The following is a 6101-nucleotide window of genomic DNA, read 5'->3' on the forward strand; positions in this document are numbered from 1 at the left end:
CGCGGCGCGGCCGGTCCGGTCGCGCGCGGCCCAGCCGCGGCGGATCTCCTCCCACGCCTCCTCGTCGGTCTCGCGGGCGAGGACGTCCGCCCGGACGGCGAAGCGCGGCGGCACCGGGCTGTGCTCGCGGACGGCCGCGAACTTCTCCGCGAGCGCGTCGAACGGCTCCAGCCAGGACAGGTAGTAGTCGGCGTGCCGGCCGGCGGCGGCGATGGCGGCGGGCGAGGACCCGGAGAAGAAGATCTCCGGGAGGGGCCCGCCGGCGAGGGACGCGGGCAGGCGGCCGCCCTCGACGCGGTAGAAGCGGCCCTCGTGGTCGAACCCGCCGGTCTCGTGGCCGGTCCAGACGCCCTTGAGGACGTCCAGGAACTCCGAGGTGCGGGCGTAGCGGTCGTCGTGGTCGACCTTGTCGCCCCACCAGAGCTGGGCGGGCCCGCCGCCGCCGGAGATGATGTTGTAGACGACCCGTCCGCCGGTCGCGGCCTGGAGGGTCGCGGTCATCCGGGCCGCCTGCACCGGGTGCAGGAAGCCGGGCTGGAAGGCGATCATGAACCGGTACGCGGAGGTCTCGCGGGCGAGCGAGGACGCCGCCGCCCACGGGTCGTCGGTGTGCGGGAACGAGGGCAGCAGCCCGCCGGTGAACCCGGCGGCCTCGGTGGCCCGCGCGACCTCGGCGATGTAGTCGGCGTGGGTGAACCCGTCGGGCGCGCCGTCCCGCACGCCGGGCGCGAGGGAGCCGGGGATCTCCGGCGCGAACCCGCCCCGGCTGCCGCCCCTGCGCCGCAGCGACTTCTGGTCGCCCTCCATGTGGACGCGCCAGTAGACGTCAATGGACACGCTCCGCCTCCTTCACCGTGGTCCCGGTCTCCAGCAGCGGCAGCACGTGCTCGCCGATCCGGTACGCCAGGGCGACCGGGTCGGCGTCGCGCGCGGAAGGCGCGACCTCGGCGAGGAAGACGGTGACGCCCCGGTCGAGCCAGCCGCGCACGTCCCCGGCGAGGTCCTCGGGCGCGCGGTCGCCGATGGGCAGCCGCAGCCCGGCGCGGACGCCGCCGGGGCGGAGCCGCTCGATGTCGTCGCCGGGCTCGAAGACGTGGACGTCGGCGTGACGGGCGGACAGGTCGAGGGCCTCGGCCGACGTCCCGGACAGCAGCACACGGGGGAAGGGCCGCTCGGCGAGCGGACGGCCCAGGCCCCCGTTCAGCACCTCGTAGAAGCGGCCCTCGAACGTGAAGGACGTGTTCTCCCACACGCCTCTGGCGATGGTGAGGAACTCGTGGGCCCGCGCGTACCGGTCGGGGCCCTCCAGGAAGTCGCCCTGGGACCGCGCCACCGCCGGGTCGAGGTCGGTGACCAGGTGCCAGGCGAGCCGCCCGGCGTGGAACCGCTGGAGCGAGGCCGACAGCTTGGCGGCGTAGACCGGCGTCGCGGCGGCCGGATGGAACGCGGCGGTGACGGTGACGTGCCGCGTGCCGCGCAGCAGGTCGCCGGCGGCGGCCAGCGCGTCCGGCCCGTCCGGGGCGAAGGGGGCGAGCACCCCGGCCAGCCCGGCGAGATCGGCGCCCCCGGCGATCAGGCCGAGCTCGCCGAACGGCCCGCGCCCGGACGGGCGGACATCGGTGACGAGGGCGGGAAGCGGCGTGCGGACCGGCTGTCCCGCGGGCAGCGTCAGGTGGAACTCGGGGGTCACGTCCGCTCCCCCACCGATTCTCCCACCGCTTCGTCCACATGCGAGGGCTCCGCCGCGAACGCGGCCCGCGCGGCCTCCAGCGGCGCCGGGTCCGCCCACGCGGCGACGTCCACCGCGTCGGCGAGGAAGCCCTGGGCGCGCAGGAACCGCTCCTGCTCGGCCAGCAGGCCGAGCCGTTCGGCCGACAGGTCGGGGTCGAACGGCTGGTGGACGTAGGCGGTGGCGACGGCCGCGCCCCCGGCGCCGGTCTCGGCGGCCAGGACGCGGCGCAGCTCGTCCGGCCGCGCGGCGGCCCACGAGGAGGCGCGCAGCAGCACGGTCAGGAACCGGACGACCAGGTCGGGGTGCTCGTCGAGCAGGCGCTGGTGGACCGTGATCGGGCGGGGCGTTCCGTTGTTGATCCGGGCGCGGCGGTCGGGCAGGGCGTCGAGGTCGATCGCCACCTCGGCGCCGTGGGCGAGCGCGGCCTCCACGGCGAGCGCGCCCTTGACGTAGACGGCGTCCACCTCGCCGCGCGCGAGGGCGGCGAGCTCGGCGTCCCACTGCGGCGCGTCCGGCGCGGCGGCGACGTCCACCGGCACCACGTCGGCGAGCGTCCCGCCCGCGTCCCGCAGCGCCCCGGCGAACCCGCTCAGCGCCATCGCCCGCCAGAAGTCGATCGCGATGTCGCGGCGCGGGACGGCCACCCGCCGGCCGGCGAGCGGCAGGGCCGTCTCGCCGCGGCGGGCGAGGATCACCTGCCGCTCCTCGATCCAGGTGAGGCCGAGCAGCCGCGTCCGCTCGCCGCGGGCGCGGGCCCACAGGGCGGGAACGTTCCCACCCTCGCGGACCAGGTGGGGAAGGGTGTGCGCGTAGTGGTGATCGCCCGCCTCGTCCGGCGGGACGTCCTGGAGCGAGCGGACCTCGATGCCGTCGCCGCGGAACTCGCCGGCGAACCAGCCCAGGTCGGCGGCGATGCCCGTGGCGGTCGGCACCGGGCAGCGGGTGAACCACAGCGTCTGCGGAAGAGTGGGGCGTGCCATGTCGCGCAGCTAATCACTACTATTTTGGTAGGACAAGTTTTATCCCACGATGCGGGAAGGACCCGTGATGCCCCCCACACCCGAACAGGGGTCGCAGGCGGTGCGGCGCGCCCTCGCCGTGCTGCACTGCTTCCGCGACGGCGGCCCGTCCCTCGGGGCGTCCGAGCTCGCCCGCCGGCTCGGCCTGTCCACCTCCACCGCGCACCGGCTCGCGCAGGCCCTCGCCGCGTCCGGTTTCCTCGAACAGGACCCGGGGGACTCCCGCTACCGGCTCGGCCCCTCCGTCGCCGAGCTCGGCCAGCTCGCCTTCCACCAGCGCGGCCTGCACCGCGCCGCGCCCGAGCTGGACCTGCTCGCCCGCACCACCGGCGCCACGGTGGACCTCGCCCTGCGCGGCGGCAACGAGGCGCTGATCCTGGTGGGCGACTCCGTCCGGCCGGGCACCGGCCTCGGGCTGCGCCGCCCGCTGCACTCCACCGCGCTCGGCAAGGTCCTGCTCGCCTGGGCGCCGCACGCCGACCTGCGCGAGCTCGGCCCCCTGCCCGCCCTCACCCCGCGCACCATCGTCGACCCGGACGAGCTGCGCACCGAGCTGAGCCGGGTGCGCGAGGACGGCTACGCCGTCAACGACGGCGAGTCCGAGGCCGGGGTGCGCACGCTCGCCGTGCCCGTGCTCGACCACTGCGACCACGCGCGCTACGCGCTGGCCGTGCGCGCCACCCCCGAGCTGATCACCATCAGGCGGCTGGACTGGTACCTCGCCCAGACCGCGGCCTGCGCCCGCGCGCTGGAGATCCTCCTGCTCCCCCCGGACGAGCGCCGCCGCTCCATCTGACCGGCGGGCGGCCCGCGCGCGTTCCCCACGGGGGATGCATCCGGCCGCCCGCCGCCCTCCGAAGACCGTGTGCGGGTCCCCTTGGAACAGGTCCACGGCGAGGGAGGACACACCATGCTCTTGCGAGACGGCCGGAGACGCGGGCGGCCGGCCCGCGGACGGTGCTGATGGCGGCGCGAGACCCCGTCGTGGTGATCGGAGCGGGCCTGGGCGGCCTCTCCGCCGCGCTCCACCTGGCGGCGCACGGCCGGGAGGTCGTGGTCGTCGAGGCCCGTCCGGAACCCGGCGGATGCTGCGGCACCGCCCGCGTGGGCCCCTACCGGTTCGACACCGGCCCCTCGGTGCTCACCATGCCCGGCGTGCTCGCCGAGATCTTCGGCGCGGCGGGCGAGGATCTGGAGACCGTGCTGCCGCTGCGGCGCCTGGACCCCTCCTACCGGCTGGCCTTCCCCGACGGCTCCCACCTCGACGTCGCCGCCGGCGCGCACCGGATGGCCGACAACGTCAGGGCGCTCTGCGGGCCCGCGGAGGCCGAGCGGTACCGGCGGTTCCGGCGCCGCCTCGGGGAGCTGTTCGAGGCGGAGTGGTCGTCCTTCATCGACGCGGACATGACCCGGCTGCGCGGCCTGGCCCGGCCCGCCGCCCTGCTCAGGCTCGCCGCGGCGGGCGGCTTCCGGCGGCTGGACCGGTTCGTCGCCTCCCAGCTGACGGACGAGCGGCTCGTCCGCGCGCACACCTTCCAGTCCCTGTACGTCGGGCTTCCCCCGCACAAGGCCCTGGCCGTCTACGCCGCCGTCGCGCACATGGACACCGTCGGCGGCGTCTACTTCCCCGCCGCGGGCGGGATGCACGCCATCCCCCGGGCGATGGCCGAGGTCGCGGAGCGGGCGGGCGCCGTCCTCCGGTACGGCGTGCGCGCCGAGCGGGTCGAGACCGACGCCTCCGGGGTGACGGCCGTCCGGCTGGACACCGGCGAGCGCCTCGCGGCGGGCCACGTGGTGGCCGCCTGCGACCTGCCGGCGGCCCACCGCGGCCTGCTGCCCGACGCGGCCCGCGACTGGCGGCTGAGCCGGCCGCGCTACGCGCCGTCCTGCCTGGTGATGCACTTCGGCCTGGACCGGCCGCCGGCCGGCGCCGCGCAGGGCACGGCGCACCACACGGTGCACTTCGGCCGCGGCTGGTCCGGGGCGTTCGCCGCCCTGGCGGCCGGGCGCCCGCAGCCCGATCCCAGCCTGCTGGTCACCCGCCCGGAGGGCGACGGCACGGCCGCCCCGCCGGGGCACGCCACGCTGAGCGCGCTGGAGCCCGCCCCCGGCACGGCGGGCGGCGCCGACTGGGACGACCTCGGCCCGCGGCTGCGCGACCGCCTGCTCGGCCGGCTCGCGGACCTCGGGTACGGCGATCTCTCGGCCGCGCCGGGCATGAGCCTCGATCCCCGCTCCTGGGCTCGGCTGGGCCATACCGGCGGGACCCCCTTCTCCCTGGACCACCGGTTCCGCCAGACCGCGTGGTTCCGCCCGTCCGGCCGCAGCCGGCGGGTCCCCGGCCTCCACTTCGCCGGGATGTACACGGCGCCGGGGGTCGGCGTCCCGCCCGTCCTGATCTCCGGGCGGCTCGCCGCGTCCCGGATCCTGGAGGGCCGCCGATGACGCTGACCGCCAGCTTCGAGCGGTGCCGCCGCCTCAACGCCCGCCACGGCCGGTCCTACTACCTGGCCACGCTGCTGCTCCCCGAGTGGAAGCGGCGGCACGTGCACGCCCTGTACGGCTTCGCCCGGTACGTGGACGACCTCGTCGACGCGTTCGGGGAGGGCACCGGGCGCGCCGGCGCGCTGGAGGACGCCGCCGCCCGGGTCAGCGCCTGCCTGGCGGGCGAGCCGGTCGACGACCCGGTCCTGCCCGCCTTCGCGCACACCGTGCGCTCCTTCGGCATCGAGCGCCGCGACATCGACGCGTTCCTGCGGTCGATGCGCGCCGACCTGACGGTCAGCCGGTACGAGACCTACGAGGACCTGCTGGAGTACATGGAGGGGTCCGCCGCGGCGATAGGGCTGATGATGCTGCCCGTGCTGGAGACGGTCCCGGGCGCCGAGCGGGAGGCCCGCGGGCCGGCCCGCGAGCTAGGGCGCGCCTTCCAGCTCACCAACTTCCTGCGGGACGTGGCCGAGGACCTGCGGCGGGGCCGCGTCTACCTGCCGCGGCGCGACCTGCGCGCGTTCGGCGTCGCCGAGGAGGACCTCTCCCGCCCCCGCGCGTCCGGGGCGCTGCGCCGGCTGGTGGAGTTCGAGAGCGAGCGCGCCCGCGCCCACTACCGGCGCGCCCTGGACGGCGTGGAACTGCTGGCCCCCTCGTCCCGGCCCTGCATCAGGGCCGCGCACGAGCTGTACGGCGGGATCCTGGACGAGATCGCCGCCGCCGGGCACGACGTGCTGGCCGCGCGTGCGCGGGTGCCCCGCCGCAGGCGCGCCGCGATCTTCGCCCGGCACCTGGTGGCGGCCTCCGCCGCCGGGCGCGCCGAGCGGCGCGTGCCCGTGACGGAGGGGCCGCGGTGACCG

The 6101-nt window shown here is 76.9% G+C and carries 6 protein-coding genes; 3 read left to right on the top strand and 3 right to left on the bottom strand.

The genetic code is table 11. The features are described 5' to 3' along the window. The 3 genes from E1291_RS38055 to E1291_RS38065 all read right to left on the bottom strand — a co-directional run. On the bottom strand, nucleotides 1–837 hold an 837-nt coding region (locus E1291_RS38055; protein ID WP_131742896.1), incomplete at its 3' end, for an LLM class flavin-dependent oxidoreductase. Further along, nucleotides 827–1690 carry an LLM class flavin-dependent oxidoreductase gene (locus E1291_RS38060; RefSeq protein WP_165495492.1) on the bottom strand — a complete coding sequence of 288 codons (864 nt, stop codon included), beginning with the start codon at nucleotides 1688–1690 and terminating at the stop codon, nucleotides 827–829. The genes E1291_RS38060 and E1291_RS38055, both read right to left, overlap by 11 nt. Further along, entirely contained in the window at nucleotides 1687–2712 is a 1026-nt protein-coding gene (locus tag E1291_RS38065; RefSeq protein WP_131742898.1) for an ABC transporter substrate-binding protein, read from the bottom strand. The genes E1291_RS38060 and E1291_RS38065 overlap by 4 nt, the downstream gene beginning before the upstream one ends. Nucleotides 2713–2779: 67 nt before the next feature. Between E1291_RS38065 and E1291_RS38070 the strand changes: the two genes are divergently transcribed. The 3 genes from E1291_RS38070 (at nucleotide 2780) to E1291_RS38080 (ending at nucleotide 6098) form a co-directional block, all read left to right on the top strand. Next, complete coding sequence (locus E1291_RS38070) at nucleotides 2780–3547, top strand: IclR family transcriptional regulator (RefSeq protein ID WP_131742899.1); 768 nt, start codon at nucleotides 2780–2782, stop codon at nucleotides 3545–3547. Nucleotides 3548–3714: 167 nt separating this feature from the next. Next, nucleotides 3715–5196: a phytoene desaturase family protein gene (locus E1291_RS38075; protein WP_131742900.1), complete on the top strand. Its 1482-nt coding sequence runs from the start codon at nucleotides 3715–3717 to the stop codon at nucleotides 5194–5196. Next, nucleotides 5193–6098, top strand: a complete 906-nt coding sequence (locus E1291_RS38080) for a phytoene/squalene synthase family protein (RefSeq protein WP_131742901.1) — start codon at nucleotides 5193–5195, stop codon at nucleotides 6096–6098. Before E1291_RS38075 ends, E1291_RS38080 begins: the two co-directional genes overlap by 4 nt. Nucleotides 6099–6101: the final 3 nt, after the last annotated feature.

It is taken from the genome of Actinomadura roseirufa (assembly GCF_900659635.1).
Lineage (GTDB): Bacteria > Actinomycetota > Actinomycetes > Streptosporangiales > Streptosporangiaceae > Spirillospora > Spirillospora roseirufa.

Bases quoted from the DNA above. Each gene is read 5' to 3' on its own strand.
- E1291_RS38065 (WP_131742898.1), bottom strand. From the start codon at position 2,712: ATGGCACGCCCCACTCTTCCGCAGACGCTGTGGTTCACCCGCTGCCCG.
- E1291_RS38070 (WP_131742899.1), top strand. From the start codon at position 2,780: ATGCCCCCCACACCCGAACAGGGGTCGCAGGCGGTGCGGCGCGCCCTC.
- E1291_RS38075 (WP_131742900.1), top strand. From the start codon at position 3,715: ATGGCGGCGCGAGACCCCGTCGTGGTGATCGGAGCGGGCCTGGGCGGC.
- E1291_RS38080 (WP_131742901.1), top strand. From the start codon at position 5,193: ATGACGCTGACCGCCAGCTTCGAGCGGTGCCGCCGCCTCAACGCCCGC.